Origin of the sequence: Pantoea sp. 18069 (genome assembly GCF_902706035.1) — a bacterium.
Taxonomy (GTDB): Bacteria; Pseudomonadota; Gammaproteobacteria; order Burkholderiales; family Burkholderiaceae_C; genus Comamonas.
The window spans coordinates 1-228 of record NZ_CACSJA010000179.1; the positions used below are offsets into that span (position 1 = coordinate 1).

The following is a 228-nucleotide window of genomic DNA, read 5'->3' on the forward strand; positions in this document are numbered from 1 at the left end:
TCCAGCCCGATGGCGCGTATGAGTACGTGCGCAACAACGGCGAGCCCCTGACGGCCACCGATGTGTTCACCTACACCATCACCGACAAGGACGGCGACACTTCCAGCGCTTCCATCACCATCACCATTGCGGACAACACCCCCGTGGTGACGGACAAGGACGGCAACCCGCCCGTGCTGCTTCCTGTCGACCCGGCAGACCCCACGGGCCCGACCCGTCCCGTGATCA

1 protein-coding gene is annotated in these 228 nt (G+C 64.9%); it reads left to right on the top strand.

What is annotated here, in order from left to right:
- A partial coding sequence (locus GVL12_RS26130; RefSeq protein WP_159918412.1) for a hypothetical protein occupies positions 1–228 on the top strand: 228 nt, incomplete at both ends.